14 protein-coding genes are annotated in these 17,197 nt (G+C 70.1%); 9 read left to right on the plus strand and 5 right to left on the minus strand.

What is annotated here, in order from left to right:
- Window positions 1–86 precede the first annotated feature (86 nt).
- The 3 genes from KGQ19_RS02325 to KGQ19_RS02335 form a co-directional block, all read right to left on the minus strand.
- A complete protein-coding gene (locus tag KGQ19_RS02325) occupies window positions 87–1,352 on the minus strand; it encodes a CynX/NimT family MFS transporter (RefSeq protein ID WP_212007359.1) in 1,266 nt (421 codons plus the stop codon).
- Between the two features lie 14 nt (window positions 1,353–1,366).
- On the minus strand, window positions 1,367–2,134 hold the full coding sequence (locus KGQ19_RS02330; RefSeq protein ID WP_212007360.1) for a FadR/GntR family transcriptional regulator: 768 nt from the start codon (window positions 2,132–2,134) through the stop codon (window positions 1,367–1,369).
- 144 nt (window positions 2,135–2,278) lie between these two features.
- A complete protein-coding gene (locus KGQ19_RS02335; RefSeq protein WP_212007361.1) occupies window positions 2,279–2,881 on the minus strand; it encodes a TetR/AcrR family transcriptional regulator in 603 nt (200 codons plus the stop codon).
- Window positions 2,882–2,988: 107 nt separating this feature from the next.
- Between KGQ19_RS02335 and KGQ19_RS02340 the strand changes: the two genes are divergently transcribed.
- The 3 genes from KGQ19_RS02340 (at window position 2,989) to KGQ19_RS02350 (ending at window position 5,918) form a co-directional block, all read left to right on the plus strand.
- Window positions 2,989–4,533, plus strand: a complete 1,545-nt coding sequence (locus tag KGQ19_RS02340; RefSeq protein ID WP_212007362.1) for a carboxylesterase/lipase family protein — start codon at window positions 2,989–2,991, stop codon at window positions 4,531–4,533.
- Between the two features lie 18 nt (window positions 4,534–4,551).
- On the plus strand, window positions 4,552–4,962 hold the full coding sequence (locus tag KGQ19_RS02345; RefSeq protein WP_212007363.1) for a nuclear transport factor 2 family protein: 411 nt from the start codon (window positions 4,552–4,554) through the stop codon (window positions 4,960–4,962).
- 161 nt (window positions 4,963–5,123) lie between these two features.
- Window positions 5,124–5,918, plus strand: coding sequence for an MBL fold metallo-hydrolase (locus KGQ19_RS02350; RefSeq protein WP_212007364.1), 795 nt, complete (start codon window positions 5,124–5,126; stop codon window positions 5,916–5,918).
- Window positions 5,919–5,953: 35 nt separating this feature from the next.
- Here KGQ19_RS02350 and KGQ19_RS02355 read toward each other — a convergent pair whose 3' ends face one another.
- Window positions 5,954–6,562 carry a cupin domain-containing protein gene (locus KGQ19_RS02355; RefSeq protein WP_212007365.1) on the minus strand — a complete coding sequence of 203 codons (609 nt, stop codon included), beginning with the start codon at window positions 6,560–6,562 and terminating at the stop codon, window positions 5,954–5,956.
- A 102-nt stretch (window positions 6,563–6,664) separates the two neighbouring features.
- Between KGQ19_RS02355 and KGQ19_RS02360 the strand changes: the two genes are divergently transcribed.
- Window positions 6,665–7,933: an alpha/beta hydrolase family protein gene (locus tag KGQ19_RS02360; RefSeq protein ID WP_212007366.1), complete on the plus strand. Its 1,269-nt coding sequence runs from the start codon at window positions 6,665–6,667 to the stop codon at window positions 7,931–7,933.
- Window positions 7,934–7,998: 65 nt separating this feature from the next.
- Complete coding sequence (locus KGQ19_RS02365) at window positions 7,999–8,976, plus strand: D-2-hydroxyacid dehydrogenase family protein (protein ID WP_230418079.1); 978 nt, start codon at window positions 7,999–8,001, stop codon at window positions 8,974–8,976.
- Window positions 8,977–9,043: 67 nt separating this feature from the next.
- Here KGQ19_RS02365 and KGQ19_RS02370 read toward each other — a convergent pair whose 3' ends face one another.
- Window positions 9,044–11,149, minus strand: coding sequence for an alpha-galactosidase (locus KGQ19_RS02370; RefSeq protein ID WP_212007368.1), 2,106 nt, complete (start codon window positions 11,147–11,149; stop codon window positions 9,044–9,046).
- 118 nt (window positions 11,150–11,267) lie between these two features.
- Between KGQ19_RS02370 and KGQ19_RS02375 the strand changes: the two genes are divergently transcribed.
- From KGQ19_RS02375 to KGQ19_RS02390, 4 genes are all read left to right on the plus strand, one after another.
- Window positions 11,268–12,443 carry an ROK family transcriptional regulator gene (locus tag KGQ19_RS02375; RefSeq protein WP_230418080.1) on the plus strand — a complete coding sequence of 392 codons (1,176 nt, stop codon included), beginning with the start codon at window positions 11,268–11,270 and terminating at the stop codon, window positions 12,441–12,443.
- 79 nt (window positions 12,444–12,522) lie between these two features.
- Window positions 12,523–12,720: a hypothetical protein gene (locus KGQ19_RS02380; RefSeq protein WP_212007369.1), complete on the plus strand. Its 198-nt coding sequence runs from the start codon at window positions 12,523–12,525 to the stop codon at window positions 12,718–12,720.
- 1,616 nt (window positions 12,721–14,336) lie between these two features.
- Entirely contained in the window at window positions 14,337–15,422 is a 1,086-nt protein-coding gene (locus tag KGQ19_RS02385) for a polysaccharide lyase family 7 protein (RefSeq protein ID WP_307856320.1), read from the plus strand.
- Window positions 15,423–15,597: 175 nt separating this feature from the next.
- Window positions 15,598–17,175 carry an NAD(P)-binding domain-containing protein gene (locus tag KGQ19_RS02390; RefSeq protein ID WP_230418092.1) on the plus strand — a complete coding sequence of 526 codons (1,578 nt, stop codon included), beginning with the start codon at window positions 15,598–15,600 and terminating at the stop codon, window positions 17,173–17,175.
- The last annotated feature ends 22 nt before the right edge of the window (window positions 17,176–17,197 follow it).

The following is a 17,197-nucleotide window of genomic DNA, read 5'->3' on the forward strand; positions in this document are numbered from 1 at the left end:
TGTGCTGGTATGCGCCGCCTGATGCATCCAGGCAGGGCGGGTAATCGCGATACCGCGGCGTGAGAATGCTCTCAGTGGTGCTGCTCTCAGTGATGCGCCAGCCGATCGCGCCCCGCCCCATACCCGGCGCCGGCCATGATGACGCTCAGCACCACCAGCAGCGACAGCGGCAGGGTCCAGCCTTGGCCGCCGTGGTGGAGGACGCCGAGCAGCAGGGGTCCGGTCGCGGCGATGAGGTAGCCGATCGACTGCGCCATGCCTGCCAGCGCCGCCGCGTCTCCGGCGCTGCGGGCGCGTTGGCTCTGGAAGGTCAGGGCGAGCACCAGGGTGGTGCCGCCGCCGAGGCCCAGCAGTGTGCAGGCCACCAGGTAGGCCGACGGGGTGGCGGCGAGGAGGGCGAAGCCGCTGGCGACGATGAGGGAGCTGCCGAGCGCGATCCATCGCTGGTCGGCGCGGCCGCGGGTGAGGAAGGGCAGCAGGCTGCTGGCGATCAGGGCGATGAGCTGGTAGTAGAACAGCACCCAGCCCGCTGCCGTGCCGGACAGGCCGTGGCGGGCCAGGATGCTCGGCAGCCAGGCGACGGCCGTGTAGAAGCCCAGGGATTGCAGGCCCATGAAGAACGTGACCTGCCAGGCCACCCGGGACTTCCATGGGATCGGGCTGCGGGTGGCTCCGGCGCTTGCTTCGTGCCTGTCATTCCGGACGCGTGGCAGCCACACGGCGAGCGCCACGATCGTGAACACGACACCCCAGGCGAGCGAGGTGCGCCAGGATCCCGGCAGGACGTGGGCCAGCGGCAGGGAGATGCCGGAGGAGACCGCGGCGGTCAGGCCCATGACCGTGACATACAGGGCGCTGATCGAGTGGATCCGTTGTGGTGGCACGCTTCGTCGGATCAGTGCCGGTAGGACGACGTTCCCGAACGCGATCGCCGCCGACAGGATGACGGTGCCGATGAACAGGCAGGCCAGCGAGGGCAATGACCGCACGACCGTGCCGGCGATCAGTGCGGCGAGCGCCGCGACCAGCAGCCGCGCCGTGCCGAAGCGGTGCGAGGCGCGGGCCACCAGGGGAGAGGTCACCGCGAACGTCAGCAGCGGCAGCGTGGTGAGCAGGCCGCTCCAGCCCTCGGTCAGGCCGCTGCCGTGCTGGATCGTCGGCAGCAGCGCACCGACGCCGGTGAGCGGGGTGCGCAGGTTCGCCGCGACGAGCAGGATGCCGATCAGCAGGGCCGGCGACACCGCGTGGCGGGCGTGGTGGCCGGCGCCGTGGCTGTCATGGTGTCCGGCGGGACCGGGGTGGGTGGCGGCGGTCGGGGATATCCCGGCTGTGGTTGAGAGTTCCGTGTCCATTGTTCTGCCTCCCCTTACTGGCCTTTGGTTTTCCGGCTCGCGTGCTCGGCGCCGTGTTCGGGCTCGACGCCGTGTTCGTGCTCGGCATCGTGTCCGGGCTCGACGGCGTGGTTCCGCGTGAGGCCGACGATCGTCGCGGCGACGCGGCGCGCCCCGTCCTCGTCGCGGGCCTCGATGGCGTCGACGAGGCGGCCGTGTAGCTCGGCGTGCTCCGCGGCGGCGGTGTCGGACCACGGAAGGCCGCCGAGTGCTGAGGCCAGGGCCGTGCCGAGGTAGTCGTAGACCTCGATGAGCAGGCTGTTCCGGCTGGCCTGGACCACGGTGCGGTGGAAGGTGCCGTCCGCCCCGGCCAGCGCGGCCATGTCCTCCGGGGTGCTCACCTTCGCCATGAAGTCCGAGAGCTCCCGCAGCTGCCGGACGTCGTCCTCGCTGCGCCGGAGCGCCGCGATGCCGGAGGCGTACTGCTCCAGGACGGCCCGCAGTTCGAGTACTTCGTCCCGCCGGCTTGCGCTGGCCCGTCGCACCATCACCGACTGGAGCTCGCTCGATGCGCGCACGTAGGTCCCGTCGCCGACCCGGGCTTCCAGCAGCCCCAGATGCGACAGCGCCCCCAGCGCCTCGCGCAGGGTGGAGCGGCCGACGCCCAACTGCTCGACGAGGACCTGTTCGGGCGGGATGCGCGTCCCGACCGGCCACTCGCCGCTCTCGATCAGTGATCGCAGGCTGTCCACCAGCTGCGATGCCAGGCTGGCCACGCGCTGGGGCGGTTTGATCTCGTCCATGATCTCTATGATAGCCGAATGTCAGACATTTGGAGGCTGCGAGGTCTGCGAGGTCTGCTCGATCCGGCCGGCAACGCCGCCCTGGAACGACGAGGACGCGCGGAGCAGGGAATGCGGCTTGGGAATGCGGCTGGCGAATACCGCTCAGGCCTCGCCGCTGAACAACCGCTCAAGATGCTGGTCGACCGCGGTCAGGGCGGCCTCGGGCTCGATCACGCCCAGCTCGATGAGCGGCGTCAACCCGGTGAGCGCCAACAGCAGGTTGGTCTCCGTGGCCGGGTCGCGGTCGGCGCCGATCCGGCCGTCCGCGATCGCCTGCCGGACGATCTGCTCCACGAGCTCGCGGCCGTGCGTCAGCCCGTCGCGGGCGCGGGTGTGGATGTTCGCGTCGTGCAGCGCCTCCAGGACGTAGGCGGCGCTCATCCGGCTGGTCGCGCGGGCGTCGGGGTGCAGCGGGAGCATCTCCGTGAGCATCACGCGCAGCAGGTCGCGCGGGTGGGGCCGGTCGCCGAACGCGCGCAGGCTGTCAGCGACCCGCCCCGCGGTCTGCTCGGAGGCGAAGTCCATGGCGAAGACCAACATCTCCTCCCGCGTGGCGAAGTAGTGCTGCACCGCGCCGTGCGAGATGCCCGCCTCCTGCGCCACCTCGCGGACGCTGGCGTGCGCGATGCCGCGCTGTTCCACGACCCGCCACAGCGCGCGGGCGATGGTCTCGCGGCGCTCGCGGTGGTCCACCTGCTTGGGCATCGTCGGCCCTCCTTTTCCATACACTTGACATATTACATCTGACCGATAAAAGTTGGAAGCCGGTTCGCCAAAGCACTGGAGGCGAAAGCGTGCAGGAAGGTGTGGGCATGTCCGAACAACCCAGGGCACGAACAGCGGAAGGCCTCGTCGAAGGACGCCGGCACGGCGATCACACGGTGTTCCGCGGCATCCCGTACGCCCAGCCACCGGTCGGGCCGCTGCGTTTCCAGGCACCCGTACCGATGGACGGATGGAGTGGAACGAGGCAGGCAGTCGAGTTCGGTCCCGTGGTTCCGCAAGCGGGGCCGACGGCCGAGAGCTCGGCCGGCGACGACTGGCTCACGCTGAACGTCAGCACTCCGGCCATCGGCGCAGCCGGTCTGCCCGTCCTGGTGTGGATTCACGGCGGCGCCTACATCGCCGGCGCCTCCAGCGATCCGATGTACGACCCCGCAGGCCTGACCAGCGCGGGCCTGGTCGTAGTCAGCATCAACTACCGGATGGCGGCCGAGGGCTTCGTCCAGCTCGACGGCGCCCCGGCCAACCGCGGATTCCTCGACCAGATCGCGGCCCTGGAATGGGTGCGGCGCAACATCGCCGCGTTCGGCGGAGACCCCGACCGGGTCACGGTGGCGGGCCAGTCCGCCGGCGCGGGATCGATCGCCGCCCTGCTGGCGATGAGGCAGGCGCGCGGACTGTTCCACCGGGCCATCGCACACTCGGTGCCGGGACTGCTGGCCACTCCCGCGCTGGCGAAAGACGTCGCAGCGGCGCTCGCGGACCGGGTCGGGGCGGCGCCTGACGCCGAAGCCCTGTCCCGCATCGACCCCCGGCGTCTGGCCGACGAGCTCACCGCCCTCGGCGCCGAGCTTCCCGGCCGCCGCCGGAGCTGGGGCCGACTGTCGCAGATCGGGGTCGCCGTGTGCCCGGTCCTCGATGGCGTGGTGCTCACCGAAACGCCTTGGCGGGCTTTGGCCGGTGGACGCGCAGAAGGCATAGAGCTGATCGTCGGCCACACCCGCGACGAGTTCCGGCTGTTCAGCGTCATGATGGGCCGGCTGGGCACCTTCACCGAGGACGACGCTCGTCTGGCCCTGGACCTGTTCGCCCCGGAGGGGGACGGAGCCGACGCCTACCGCGCCGCCTATCCCCATGCCACTCCGGAAGAACTGGTTGAGGCCGTGTACTCCGACGCCCTCTTCCGGATGCCCTCACTGCGACTCGCCCAGGCGAACCAAGCAGCCGGAGGCACATCATTCCTCTTCGAGCTACAACTGACGGCCCCGGCCGCCGGCGGGATCCTGGGCGCCTGTCACAGCCTTGACGTGCCCCTGGCGTTCGGCACGTTGGACAGCCCCTCCGGCCGCCAACTCTTCGGCGACCAACCGGGGCCTGAGATCGTCGCCGTGTCCCGCGAACTCCAACAGGGCTGGGCCCGCTTCACCACCTCCGGCGACCCCGGGTGGCCCGCCTACGAGCCCGAGCCCGGGCGGCAGCTGACTCGCGTCGTGGACATCGCATCGGTGACCTCGCCGTATCCGGAAGCCCGGTCTCGCGAGATCTGGGCCGGGCACGATCCCGCGCCTTTGGACCTCGCAGATCCCGCAGCCGCCGCAGATGCCGCAGTTGCCACGGCGGCGGGAATCGGGTGATGCCAGTAGCATCGCCGCATGGCTCCTGAGTCTCCCGCGCAGACAGTCCAACGCCTGTTCCCGCTCCTGGCGGCCGGAAAGGCCGAGGAGGCCGCGGCCCTGTTCGCTGACTCGGTCTCCTTCTCCATCCCGCACCCGCCCGGCATCCCGTGGGTGCCCGAGGTCGACTCGGCGCGCGGCATGCAGACGTTCTTCGAACTGCTGGGGACCCACGTCCAGGGCAAGGAGTTCGATCTGCGTCAGGTCATCACCGATGGCGATGACGTGGTGCTGTTCGGCCGCATGCTTTCCGAGGTGAAGAAGACGGGCCGGGACATCGACACCGCGTTCGCCCTGCACACCACGGTTCAGGACGGTCAGATCACGCGCTACCACCTGTATGAGGACACCTACGCCGTCGCCCAGGCGTACTACGGGGACGGTGCGTAGCAGCCTGTTCGCGCCGGGATGAAAGTCGTCCCGTAGCGGAATTCCCTGCCAATGCCCGCGGTTCCTGCTGCCGGGTCCACAAGCCGCCATCGGGTTCGGCGTGGACCGGGATCCGGACCGGAATCAGGATCTGGACTGGCAGCGGCTTTGGGAGGCTACGCATGAAGGTCGGCGACATCGAGGTCTCGGCGATCCGGGACGGGGTCGGCGTGGAGATCGCCGCCGAGATCCTGACCCGTCCCGGCATCGGGGATCCGTGGGCCTGCCACGCGGAGCACCACGAGGCCGACGGCAGCATCGGTCTGCCGCTGGGCGGGTTCCTGGTGCGCAGCGGGGAGCGGACCGTCCTGGTCGACGCCGGAGTCGGGCCCTTCGACGACGGCCGATACCGCGGCGGCCAGCTGCTGGACTCGCTCGCTGAGCAGGGCGTCGCCCCCGCGGACGTGACCGACGTGGTCTTCACGCACCTGCACTTCGACCACATCGGCTGGGCCACCGTCGACGACAAGCCGGTCTTCCCGCGCGCCACCTACCGCGCCCACCGCGCCGACTGGCAGCACTTCGTCACCGGCGAGCGCGCCGACCCCGGCGCCGTCGCGAAGCTGACGCCGCTCGGCGACCAACTGGAGCTGTTCGACGGCGACTTCACCCTCGCCCCCGGCGTCGACGCGCTCCACCTGCCCGGTCACACGCCGGGCACCACGGTGTACGTCGTGTCCTCCGGCGGCCGTCGCGCACTGTTGCTGGGCGACGTGGCCCACTCGGTCGTCCAGTTCAGCGAGCGCGACTGGCAGGTCATCTGGGACTTCGACCCCGCCGCGGCCTCCGCCGTCCGCAACCGCATCGCCGACGAGGCCGCCGAGACCGGCGACTTGCTCGTCGCCTCCCACTTCCCGGACATGCGCTTCGGACGTGTCATTGTCGGGGACCGGGGCCGGCGTTTCCTCGCCGTATAAGGCGTCGAAGGCATCGAAGACACAGACGGCATCGGTCACGGCGCGGCGGCTGAAGCTGAGGTCGCCGTCGGTCCGTCGCCGGTGTCGCCACGCCGGTTTCCGGGGCCGGGCAGATCCTCGGGCATGCGGGTCGGAGCATCAGCCCGGGACAGTGCCCTGATCAGCTCTGCCTCCCGCGGGTAGCGCCGGGCCAACTCATCAGCATCGCCGCCCTCGAAGTCAGCTGGAACGAACCCGGGAGCCATAGTCGTCCCGAACAGCGACCAGACCCCGCCGGGCGCGACCCGCCCACCCATCCAGCATCCGGCCGGCACCACGGTCTGCACCAGCTGCCCGTCTCCCAGGTGCCGCACCTCGGCGCGGCCATCCGGATGCAACAGCAGCAGGTCCAGCACGTCGCCGCGATAGAAGTGCCAGACCTCGTCGGTCGGCAGCCGATGCATGGCCGAGAAGTCGCCGGGCTCGGACGTCAGCAGCATCAGGATCGCCGTCCCGCCCGGCCTCCCGCTCGCGTCCTGCGGCCCGGCCCAGGTCTGGCGGAAACGCCCGCCCTCGGCCGGAAGTGGCTCCAGGCCGTAGCGGGCGGCGATGGCGTCGGCCTCTTCGATCACGGTTGTGGCCTTCCTGATCGTCCAGGTATCCATGGGGTGTCATTACATACACCCCCGACAGTGGCACTACATACACCCCACAGACGCCACGTAGGGCCATCGTGCGAGCGTGTCCTGCCCCGCAGACTTTGAGGCATGAAAAGAGTCATGATGCGTTCGAAGTCCGTAGCCGTCGGCGCGGTCGGCGCGTTGCTCCTGACCGCCACGTCGGCCGGCGTGGCCAGCGCCGCTTCCGGTGCCGCGTCCGCGGGATCCGGCCCCGGCGCCATGGAACTGGGCCGGCACCACCAGGAACGCGGCCGGCTGCTGTCGGTCACGGAGGTCGCGGCGCTGTCCCCGGCCCAGGTGCAGGCGGCGGTCGTCCCGTTCTTCGGAGACACCAAGCGGGTCCACTACGCCGTCACCGACTACCGGATCACCTACAGCACGATCGATCCGCACGGCCGGCCGACGACCGCCAGCGGGCTGGTCGTGCTGCCCGCCGGCGCCGGAAGCCGGCTGAACGTGATCTCCTACGACCACGGCACCAACCCGACCCGCGACGCCGTCGCCTCCGTGACCGCGGGCGACGGCGACCGCGAGGCCGTCGAGCTGTTCGCCTCGGCCGGTTACGCCGGCGTCGCCCCGGACTACCTGGGGCTGGGCACCGGCCCGGGGGAGCACCCGTATATGGACCTGGCCTCGGAGGTCACCGCTTCGGAGGACATGCTCACCGCGAGCCGCGACCTGGCCGGACAGCATGACGTGCGGCTGAACCCGCGGGTCCTGGTCACCGGCTTCTCGCAGGGCGGCGCCGCGGCGATGGGCTTCGCGCACGCGATCCAGCAGGGCCAGGCCGGCAGGTACTGGCGCCTCGGGGCGGTCGCGCCGATGAGCGGACCGTACGCCGTGCGCACCGCCGAGATCCCCGCGCTCCTGCAGAACACGCTCGACCCGGAGAGCGAAGTCCTCTACATCTCGTACTGGACCGTCGCGATGAACCGCCTCTACCACCTCTACGACAACCCGGCCGAGGTCTTCCAACAGCCCTACGCCTCGATCGTCGAAGGCCTCTACGACGGCAGCCACAGGGAGCAGGACATCCTCTCGGCCCTGCCGGGCAGCCCCGCCGCGCTCCTGACGCCGCAGTACATCGCGCGCCTTCAGCATCCCTCGGGCGCCTTGCTGAACGCCATGAAGCAGAACGACGTCTCGTGCGACTGGCACCCGAACGTACCGGCCCAGATCTACGCCGCCGACGGGGACAAGGACGTCGCCTTCGCCAACGCGCAGCAGTGCCAGGCGCAGCTGGCCGCGCACGGCGTCCAGGTCAAGCTGGTGGACGTCGGCGACGTGGATCACAACACGTCGGCCGAACTGGCCACCCCGCAGGTCTTGGCGTTCTTCAGCGGCATCGAGCACTGAGACTCCGGGCTCGCGGCGCGGCCATCGCCGGGTCCGCATGAGAAGGTAAAGGTGTGGCTACCCGCATGAAGATCGCGATCCTCGACGACTACCAGGGCGTGGCCCTGAGCCTGGCCGACTGGGCGTCGCTGGACGCCGAGACCACGGTGTTCACCGAACCGTTGGCCGGCTCCGGCTCCGACTCCGACTCCGGCGCCGACTCCGGCGCCGTGGTCCGGGCGCTGGCGGGCTTCGACGTCATCGTCGCCATGCGCGAGCGCACCCGCTTCCCGGCGGAGGTCCTGGAACAGCTCGGCGACCTGCGTCTGCTGGTCAGCACCGGTCCGCGCAACGCCGCCATCGACCTGGCCGCCGCCCAGCGCCTGGGCATCACGGTCTGCGGCACGGGCTACTCGGCGGCCCCGACCGTGGAGCTCACCTGGGCCCTGATCCTGGCCGCGGCCCGGAACCTGCCCGAGGAGGCGGCCTCGGTCCGGGCCGGCGGCTGGCAGCTCACCCTCGGCGCCGGTCTGCACGGCAAGACCCTCGGCCTGCTGGGCCTGGGCCGCATCGGCTCCACGGTCGCCCGCATCGGCCAGGCCTTCGGCATGACGACCATCGCCTGGAGCCAGAACCTGACCGCCGAGAAGGCCGCCGAGCAAGGCGTCCGGGCCGTGACGAAGGAAGAACTGTTCGCCGACAGCGACGTCCTGAGCATCCACCTCGTCCTCAGCCGGCGCAGCCGAGGCCTGGTCGGCGCCCCCGAACTGGCCGCGATGAAGAACACCGCGATCCTGGTCAACACCTCCCGCGGCCCCATCATCGACGAGCCGGCCCTGATCGAAGCCCTGCGCGAGAACCGCATCGGCAAAGCCGCGCTCGACGTCTACGACACCGAACCCCTCCCCGCCGACCACCCGCTCAGGGCCCTGCCGAACGCTCTGCTCACCCCCCACATCGGGTACGTGGCCCGCGAGCTCTACGAGACGTTCTACGGGGACGCTGTGGAGGACATCGCCGCGTTCCAGGCGGGGAGCCCCATCCGCGTGATGGCGGCGGCCTGAGCCGGGGTCGGCCCGAACTGGGGCCAGCCTCGGTCTCTGTGATGCGGAGTCGTACTCGCTCGGTCCGCTACACCCGCCGCAGGTGAACCAGTGTGCTGGCGTAATCCCCGGCCGGCAGGTCCAGCGCGAGCCCGGTTCGGGCCACCGCCCCGCTGAGCCGCGCATCGCGGTCGATGTCGTGGTACTCGGCGGCGGGGTCGAGCGCCGTCAACCGGGCCACCGGACGCCGCTGTCCGAATCCCGTCTCCACCCGCCAGGCGATGATGACGTGCTCATCGCCATCGGCCGACGCGTAGTGCACCGCCGCCGTGCAGCCGTCCGTCGCGGGCCGATACAGCACACCGTGCTGCACAACGGGACGAATCCGCTTGTAGACGGCGATGAGTTCGGCAGCCTCGGCAAGCTCCTCCGGCGTCCACTCGGTCAGCTTCCCGCCGAGGCCGAACGCGCCGGCCATGGAGACGTGGAAGCGGAACCGCAGCGGCGTGGAGCGGCCGGTCGCGATGTTCGGGCTGTCGGTGACCCAGGCGGCCATGACCTCGGGTGGGAAGAACATGCCGAAGCCGTGCTGGATCGCCAGCCGGTCCACCGGGTCGGTGTTGTCCGAGGTCCAGACCTGGTCGGTGCGGGCCAGGATGCCGGCGTCGGCCCGGCCGCCGCCGCCGGCGCAGGCCTCGATCCGCAGTCGCGGGTGGTCGGCGCGGAGTTGGTCCATGATTCGGTAGACCGCCCGGGTGTGGTCGATCCACAGCCGGTCCGGGTCGGGGTGGCCGGGCCGGCCGGCGTCGGTGACGGCCCGGTTGGCGTCCCATTTCAGGAAGTCGATGCCGTGTTCGCGGACCAGCTGGTCCAGCCACCGGTGGGCCCAGCGCGCCACGTCCTCGCGGCCGTAGTCGAGCATCAGCTGGTGCCGTAGCTCGGTGGGGTCGCGGTTCGGGGTGTGCACCACCCAGTCGGGGTGTTCGCGGTACAGGTCGCTGTCGGCGTTGACCATCTCCGGTTCGACCCAGAGCCCGAAGCGCATGCCGAGCTGGTGCACCTTCTGCACGAGCGGCCCGAGTCCCCGCGGGAACGCCCCCGGGTAGGGGCGCCAGTCGCCGAGCCCGGCGGTGTCGTCGCGGCGCCCGCCGAACCAGCCGTCGTCGAGCACGAACAGTTCGACGCCGAGCCGGGCCGCGGCCTCGGCCAGGCGCAGCTGTCCGGCCTCGTCCACGGTGAAGCCGGTCGCCTCCCAGGAGTTGTAGACGACCGGCCGGTCTTCCTGCGGCGTCGGTATGACATGCCGGCGCAGGTAGTCGTGCCAGGCCCGGGACGCGCCACCGAACCCGTCGCCGGTGTGCAGCCCGGCGAAGACCGGCGTGTCGAAGGTCTGACCCGGTCCCAGGGTCCAGCTGAGCCCTTCGTGCCCGAGGCCGCCGGTCCAGGTGAGGCGGTCGGCCGGGTCCCGGTGCAGCGTGATCCGCCAGCTTCCGCTCCAGGCCAGCGCCGTGCTCCAGACCGGGCCGCGGTCCTCCTCGGCGGTGCCGTCGTCGATGGCCAGCCACGGGTTCGCGTGGTGGCTGGTCAGTCCGCGGCGGCTGGTGAAACCGGTCTCGGCGACCGGGACCTGTGAGCGGCGCAGCTGGAACTCGTGGTTCCAGCCGCCGACCAGGTGGCTCATCCGGTAGTCGGTGAGCAGCGGGACGCTCCACGCGGCCGAGTCCGCGCGGCCCACGGTGATCGGTTCCTGGCCGTCGTTGGCGAGTACCGTCCAGCGTTCGATGACGTCGGTGTCAGGGCGCACCCGATAGTGCAGTTCCGCACGCAGCGGATACCGGCGGTCCCGCAAGCGGATCACCAGGTGCCCGCCGTCGATCTCGTGGCCGGCGCCGGCCCACTGCGCGCCGCGGGTGCCGTCGGCGAATCTGATCTGCAGGCCCGCCGGGCCGAACCGGGCGCCGGTCTCGATGCCGAGCTCGTCGGCCGCGCCGTCGCCGTCGAAGCTGCTGGCGATCGTGGGCGCCGCGACGGCCTCGGCGGCAGCGACGGCTTCAGTGGCTTCGTGCGAGCCCCATGCGACGTGCCGGGGACTGCCGTCGGGATCCTCACGGAGCAGGTAGCGCGAGGCGGGTGTGGTCAGCAGCCAGAGACGGCGTGCGGGGTCGTAGACGACGGATGGCGGGAGAGCACGCACAGGTCAACCTCACCGAAGACGATCAAAGGCGGGGGGAGCCGCAAGGCGCGAGCGTAGGGCGGCGGCCGGAACGAAATCAATACTTGACGAAAGAAATTATTAAGCCTACGTTTCCGCCATGCCGCTGAACCCCAGATCACCCAGGCCGCTGGCTGCCACCCCGGCCGCGACCGCCGTGCTGGCCATGGTCCTGACCGAGGGCCCGCTCAGCCGGGTCGATCTGGCCCGGCGGCTGGGCATCTCCTCGGCCGCCGTCACCAAGGCCGCCCGGCCTTTCCTGGACGACGGCTACCTGCACGAACTGGACTCCGAACGGACGGCGCCGGGCGCCGGCCGCCCGGTGAGCCCGCTGGCGATCACCCCGGACCGGGAGTTCGTCGTCGGGATGAAGGCGACCGCCGACGAGGTGATCGGCGTGGTCTGCGATCTCAAAGCCCGGATCCGGGCCTCGGCGCACCGGTCGCTGCCGGACTGCGATCCGGCCACGGTCGTGACCACGCTCGCGGCCCTGGTCGACGAACTGTTGGACGCCGATCCCGGCATGCGGGCCAAGACCCGCCTGATGGGGCTGGCGGTGTCCGGCGACGTGGACCGGGCCGGCGGCCTGGTCCGGTTGTCCCCGCTGCTCGGCTGGGAGCGGGTCGACCTGGCCGGTCCGGTCGGGGCGGCGACCGGTCTGGCCGTGGTGGTCGAGAACGATGTCAAAGCCCTCACGGTCGCCGAGCACTGGTTCGGCGAGGGCGTCGGCACCGACGACTTCACGCTGGTCACCGTCGGCGCCGGCATCGGCTGCGGCATCGTCACCGGCGGCCGGTTGCTCTCCGGCGCGTACGGGGTGGCCGGCGAGGTCGGCCACGTGTGTGTCGACGCGTCCGGACCGGTGTGCCACTGCGGGGCCCGGGGCTGCGTGGAGGCGTTCGCCGCCACCGAGGCGATCCTCGGCCGGGCCCGGGAGGTCACCGGGCGCGACGACCTCACCCTGAGCCAGGCCGCCGAGCTCGCGCGGTCCGGATCGGCCCCGGTGCGGGCCCTGTTCTCCGAGGCCGGGACCGCGATCGGGCTCGGCATCACCGCCATCGTCAACCTGGTCGGCCCGGAGCGGATCGTCGTCTCCGGCGAGGGTCTGGACTCCCACGACCTGTTCGAGACCGAGATCCGTCAGGCCTACGCCACCCACGCCTTCGGCGCGGCGGCCCGCTGTCCGCTCACCATCAGGCCACTGCCGTTCGAGGAATGGGCCCGCGGGGCCGCCGCGGTCGGCATCCAGACCCTGTTCGCCCCGGCTCGCCGATAGCTGCACACGCACCACGGATACCTGCTCGCGCGCGAGCAGGCGATCTCGCCATCCCCCATTCCGTATTCAGGAGGACGACATGTCCCGTGAATCACGTATCACCCCGATATCCGGTGACGGACCAGGGCCCGTCACCGACCGCCGCACCCTGCTGCGGGCCTCGCTCGGCGGCGCCGGTCTGCTGCTCGCCGCCCCGGCCCTGGCCGCCTGCGGCAAGAGCAGCGCCTCGTCCTCCGGAAGCGGCGGCGGGGGCAACCAGGTGAAGATCAAGAGCTGAAGGTCAAGGTCAAGGTCAAGGGCTGTGGTGAAGGGCCGGGCCTCCGGCGGGCCTCGGCAACCTCAGGGAAACTTGCGCGGTTCCCTCGGGTGGCTGATCTAGTCTCAGCGGCGGCGGTTTGTGAGGTGGCTACGGTCCGTTCCCCTCGGTCGCGTCGTCAGCCCGGGGGGTACAGCACCGGTGTCCGGGGGTAAAGTCCGCGCGCTGCGGTTGGGCGTGTGAGCTGCGGTTTTGTTCAGCGCGAACTTGACCCCCGGCCACCGGCACTGTAGGCGAAGCCCTGCCGACGCGACCGAGGGGAACGAACCGAAAACCGGCCGGAGAAATACAAAACGCAGGGAACGAGGACACCGGTTGGTTGATGCCGCTGCCGGTGAGTGCGTGGCGGCGGGTCGGTGGTCGGTTGGTCGGGAACATGCCCGGGTGCGGTGTGCGGTGTGAGGCCTATCTGTCATCCGGCGGCAGTCATCTTGGTGGTCAGGTCTGTCTGTCATCCGGCGGCGGCGATCTTGGCGGCTAGGCGAGCCCGCGCCCACACCTGTGCCCGCACCCGCCAGCCCAGAATGCGCACCTCGGGACTGCCGCGCCGCCGTTACCTTGACCGGCGGCCGAATTCGGCGAGTCGCCGGTACCGAACCACTGGGTTTTGCCATTCTTCCGGTCGGTTTTCGGTTCGTTCCCCTCGGTCGCGTCGGCAGGGCTTCGCCTACAGTGCCGGTGGCCGGGGGTCAAGTTCGCGCCGTACGAAACCGCCGCCTACCTGCACAACCGCCGCGCGCGGACTTTACCCCCGGACACCGGTGCTGTACCCATCGGGCTGACGACGCGACCGTGGGGAACGGACCGCACCACCTCTGGGACCGCCGCCGCTGAGACTCACCCAGGCACCCGAGGGAACCGCGCTAGTTTCCCTGAGGTTGCCGAGGCCCGCCGGAGGCCCGGCCCTTCACCACAGCTCTTGATCTTGCTGTTGATCTGGTCTTTGATCTGGCTCTTGCCCTTGCTCCGACTTGCCGGAGTTGAAGAGGCCTGAGGTGCGGCGGGATTGTGAACACGGGAACCGGCAGCCGACAAACATTCCCACCACCCCGAACCCCGAACCGGCACAACTATGACCGAAGGCCGTAAAAATCGCCTTTCAACCCATAACCCAACCGCAACTCGCCCCGCAAACTCCAGCCCCCCAAAGGTCCGTGCGCTGCGGCGACCGCGCCGCCTCGCCAGACCAGCCACCAATCCGCGCGCGCTCTAACCCGCCCTAACACGCTCTAACCCCAACCATTGACGCGCCTCCCGCCATCTCTTATCGTGTGCGCCGTTCATCTACATAGCTGTGATTCAGATATGTGAATCAGGCCCGGAGAGGGAGTTTCGCTATGCACAGATGGCTCCACCCACAGAACAAGCCGACCGCCCCCGCCCCCACTCGCCTCCGCCGCCCGGCTGTGGCGGTGGCAGTCGGGGCACTCGGCGCGGCGCTGACCCTCACCGGGGCAACCGCAACCGCAACCGCAACCGCAACCGCAACCGCAACCGCAACCGCAGCCCCGGCCCTGGCAGCGACACCGGCACCGGCACCGGCGCCGGCAGCATCGGCCGCGACCACCACCGGCCCAGTGACCGGCTACCAGGGCCTGTGCCTGGACGACCGTAGCGCGGTCACCACCAACCTCAATCCCGTGCAGGTCTACACCTGCAACGGCACCAGCGCACAGCAATGGAGCGTGGACAGCGGCGCCGACACGGTGCAGGTGCTCGGCAAGTGCCTGGACGTGAACTCCGCCGGCACCGCCAACGGCACGACCGTCGACCTCTACGACTGCAACGGCACCGGTGCGCAGCAGTGGGCCCCGCAGTCCGACGGCGAGCTGCTGAACCCGAACTCCGGCAAGTGCCTGGACGACACCGGTTCGGGCGACTCCGGCACCCAGGTGCAGATCTGGTCCTGCACCGATGCCGCGAACCAGCAGTGGACCTTGCCCACCGGCGGCGGCAGCGGTGGCGGCGGGCTGAACACCTCGGTGGCTCCCGGCGGCAACTTCGACTTGTCAGTGTGGGAGTTGCAGGAGCCGACCGGCTCGCCGGGCTCGCCGACCACGATCCTGCCGGCCCAGCTCGAAGGCGCGAACGGCTATCAGGACTCGTACTTCTACACCGATTCCGGTGACGGCGCGATGACGTTCTGGGACCCGGAGAACGGCGTCACCACCCCGAACTCCAACTACTCGCGCTCGGAACTGCGGGAGATGAACTCCGACGGCTCGGCGGCGAACTGGTTCGCGGCCGGCACCACCAACAGCCTCAGTGCCACGCTGAAGGTGACGCAGGTCCCTGACCACGTCTGCGTCGGCCAGATCCATCTCGGCTCCGGCGGTTCGACCAAGCCGCTGCTGGAGCTGTTCTACTACGCCAACGGCGACCTCAAGATGGCCATCGAGCAGACCCCGGCCGGCGGCAACGAAGTCCTCACCGACGTCGGCAACGTGCCGGTGGGCACGCAGTGGAGCTACGTGATCGGCCTGAGCGGCAGCACCATCAGCCTGAGCCTCAATGGCGGCGCCGCCCAGACCTGGACCGCGTCCTCGACCTTCGACGGCTACGGCATGTACTTCAAGGCCGGTGACTACGACCAGAGCTCCGGCAGCGACTCCAGCGTCGGCGCCAAGGTCGGCTTCTACGCACTGTCCATCAACCACGGCTGATTCCGGGGCCGAATCTGCTCGGCGTGTGAAGGCTGCATCATGCCTTCACACGCCGATTCAGTTCAGGCGGCGTAACACTTCTGAAAATCCTCTGATTTTCCCCCGGCATGCTCACCCCCACGGGGACCCGAGCCACACGGAGCATCCGGAGGACAGCAGCGTGACCGAAACGACCATGGTCGACGGCGACGTCTACGACCACCTCGTGATCGGAGCCGGTCCCGCCGGTCTCCAACTCGCCAGGCACCTGCAAGAGTCGGGCAGCCGGTACACGGTACTGGAGGCCGGGGACGCCCCCGGGACGTTCTTCGCGACCTTCCCGCGGCACCGCACCCTGATCTCCATCAACAAGCCCCACACCGGCACCGACGACCCCGAGCTCAACCTCCGGATGGACTGGAACTCGATCCTGTCCGACGACCCGAAGTTGCTCTTCACCCGCTACACCGAGCGCTACTTCCCGTCGGCGGACGTGCTGCGCCAGTACCTCGCCGACTTCGCCGCCGCCTCCGACTTGAGCGTCCACTACGACACCCGCGTCGTGCGTATCGAGCGGCCCGAGGCCGACGGTCCGTTCCTCGTCACGGCCCAGGACGGCAGCGTCCGGCGCGCCGCGGTCGTCATCGTCGCCACCGGCGTGTCAAAGCCCTACATCCCGCCGACCCCCGGCATCGAGCACGCCGAGCAGTACGTGAGCATGCCCACCGACCCGGCGGACTTCACCGACCAGCGGGTCCTGATCCTCGGCAAGGGCAACTCGGCCTTCGAGACCGCGGACAACCTGATCGAGAAGGCCGCGGTGATCCACGTCGCGGGCCCCGACGGGGTGAAGCTGGCCTGGAAGACGCACTACGTCGGGCACCTGCGGGCCGTCAACAACAACTTCCTGGACACCTACCAACTCAAGTCGCAGAACGGGATCCTGGACGGCGAGGTGCTGGACATCACCCCGCAGCCCGGCGGCGGGTTCCTCGTGCGGTTCTCCTTCGCGCGCGCCGACGAGGTGGTCAAGGAGCTGTACTACGACCGGATCCTGTGCTGCACCGGATTCCGCCTGGACACCGAACCGTTCTTCGGGGACTGCGTGCCCGCGCTGACCATCAAGGACCGCTTCGCCGAGCTGACCCCGGCCTTCGAATCGGTCAACGTGCCCGGCCTGTACTTCGCCGGAACGCTGATGCAGCAGCGCGAATTCAAGAAGGCGACCACGGGCTTCATCCACGGCTTCCGCTACACCGTCAGGGCCCTGAGCCGGATCCTCGCGCAGCGCGGAGCGGACCACGTGGCCTGGCCACAGCGGAATGTGGAAGCGACGCCGGAAGCGCTGGCCGCGGCCGTGATCGAGCGCGTCAACCGCAGCTCGGCGCTGTGGCAGCAGTTCAGCGTCATGGCCGACGTCATCCTGCTCGCGGCGGGCGACCAGGCGCGGTACTTCGAAGAGGTCCCGGTCGGCTACGCGCTCGACGGCGGCCTCGCGACCGATTCCGACGACCCGCTCATCGTCGTGACCCTGGAGTACGGGCCCGACCACGACAAGGTCGACCGCTTCGACGTGACGGTCCGGCGCACCGCGCAGGACGACCCGGAGACAGCCCACGACGCGGCATATCTGCACCCTGTCGTGCGCGTCTATCGGGACGGCGAGGTCCTGGCCGAGCACCACCTGGCCGAGAACCTGGAGAACCACTGGGACGGCGAAGCCTCGCACCGCGCGCCGCTCGTGGCCTTCTTCGAGAAGGCGGCGACGCTGTGAGCGTCACCGCCAGCGAAGCCAA

It is taken from the genome of Catenulispora pinistramenti (assembly GCF_018274385.1).
GTDB classification, from domain to species: Bacteria; Actinomycetota; Actinomycetes; order Streptomycetales; family Catenulisporaceae; genus Catenulispora; species Catenulispora pinistramenti.